Raw genomic sequence first — 2,360 nt, forward strand, 5'->3', positions numbered from 1 at the left:
AAAACAATAGCAAATCGTTTGTTAAACTTTCCTTGAGTACTGCTAAAACTATATGCCTCCCCTTGGGTTAAATCGAAATACATATCCGTTTCGCTGTCGCGGATATATATCGCCTGATCTTCGGGTATATTTATTTTTTCGCTGATGCTGATTTTAAAACTATTATTACTAGACGATTTAAAGTTTAAAGGCACTATCTTATCTTTTGTAATGGCTCCATAAGCTTGTATACTCATGTTTTCTCCTTCTAAATCTAACAATAAATCGTTGTTGTTGTTATCTGTACACTTGGCATCATAACCATAATCGAAACCATCGCTTGTGTAATCGCTAAAACCTAATAACAATTCTCTGTTGGTTTTTGGGCCTGATACTGACGTTAAGGCTAAGCGTAACTTTTGCATACTGCCCAACTCTTGCTTTTCTGTTTTCTTCCCTGAACTTTTTGAAAATACAGAGCCTGTATCTTCACTACCATTGGCATCCGATTCTTTTACAAACACACGCTGACCATTATTAAACTCTACGGCGCCATTGGCTACAACTTCTACCATAAAGCCTTGGCCTACCGGCATGTACCTTGTTGGTACTATGGTACCATCTTGCGAACCATTATTGGCTCCCGATTTCCCAACAAATTGATAAGCACGTATGCTTCCCAATTTGTTTACTTGCGCATAACCGCCTTGGTACTCGTTTAAAACATGGGTATTTCCTGCCCACTGTTGCCATACATTTATAGCTCCATCTATTACACCTTGATTATCGTCTATAAATTGATGAATATCGATGGCTGAAGCATAAGGATTTCCTACCAAATATTCGGTTTTGGATACATCGGGTACCGAACCTGAGCCACCTCTATCGGTAACATTTAATTTTACTGTACCATTATTAGGCTTTCCATTAAATATGTATTGTTGTGTGACTCCAGATACGCCCGTTCCTTTTTGTGTATATCCTACTCCTGAGGCTATATTTGATGACGGCCCTATTTGAGCCCAATCCCAATACTTTAATCCGTTTTTATAGGTGAATAACCAATACGTACTGATGCTGTTATTACCCGTATATCCCGAGATAAATGTCCAATTACTGCCACTTTGGTCTTCTAACATGTTTAAGGTAAAAGGTGTATTATTGGTGTTATTTATTGTGCTATTGTTATCGCTTAATGTTGTGGTGCCTAATGCGCCTACTGGCGAACTCCAATAATTATACCTATATGCATTGGCTGTTCCTTCTTGTCGTCGTAGTACATTGCCCGTAGCCGATGTTACTAAATCGCTTCGCATACCTTGTACTAATTGCGAATCGCCTTCTAAATTTAATGTACCGTTTAAGGCTACATACCAACTATTGGTTACGGCGTTGTCGCCTTGTACGGTTAAGGTATTACCTGAATCGATAAGCAAGCCTAAACCACTGTGAGAGGCATTAACCTGAGTATCATCTTTTATATGTACGATGCTCCAGGCTTTTAAATTGGCAACATCGGTAATATCCCATACATCGCCATGTAACCATGTGGAAGCGCTTGTCCAAGCGCCAGCTGCTGTTGTTTCGTAAGGCATTGGGGCAGTTTGTTCTTGTACTGTGGTGATGTTATGTAAGGTTAAATCGTTACCTGCACTAGAAAAATCGCTGGTGGTTCCACTTAGTATATTAGTCATGGGGTAATAGCCCTGTAATGTACTCCACGATACTTTGCTACTTAACCCATGGTCTTCTACATCTTTAGGGATTACAGTGCCTTGTATAACACCTGCGTTATCTTCTATTTCTTGATATACCATTTGCTGAATTTGCGCGTCGGTAAGTGCTGTGTTAAATACACGTACCTCATCGATACTACCTCTAAAATGACCAAAACCTGCTGTACTGGTATTGGTTGGGTAACGTCCTACGGTAAACTCGCGGGTGGAATAAACATGTGGTGAACCATCGTAATTCTCTGTGATTAACGCTGAACTTAAAGCAGTACTTGAGGTGGTACCTATTAGTTCCCCATTTAAGTATAGCTTTACTGTTTGGTCAGACGAATTAAACACGCCTGCTACATGATACCACATATCGTTTTGTAAGCTTATGCCTAATAACGGATCGGGTTGTACTTGTATATTACTTGATGGGTAATTGCTTGATGATGTTACCTGTGATTGGGTAATTACATAAAATGCTGGTGTACGACTGTTAGTAATGTATAATCGCATGCTTTCTTGACCTGCTATACTGTACATATTTGGCAGGTTACCCGCATTATCGTGCTCTATTTTTATCCAACTCATTATGGTACCGCTAGTCCAGTTGGTTATAAATGGTGTGCCATCTAAATAATCGTCTATACCATCAAAATCTAT

1 protein-coding gene is annotated in these 2,360 nt (G+C 39.5%); it reads right to left on the bottom strand.

The window, feature by feature from the left end; all coding sequences use genetic code 11:
• A partial coding sequence (locus tag PK35_RS16915) for a LamG domain-containing protein (RefSeq protein ID WP_044627769.1) occupies window positions 1-2,360 on the bottom strand: 2,360 nt, incomplete at both ends.

It is taken from the genome of Neotamlana nanhaiensis (assembly GCF_000943555.1).
GTDB lineage: Bacteria > Bacteroidota > Bacteroidia > Flavobacteriales > Flavobacteriaceae > Neotamlana > Neotamlana nanhaiensis.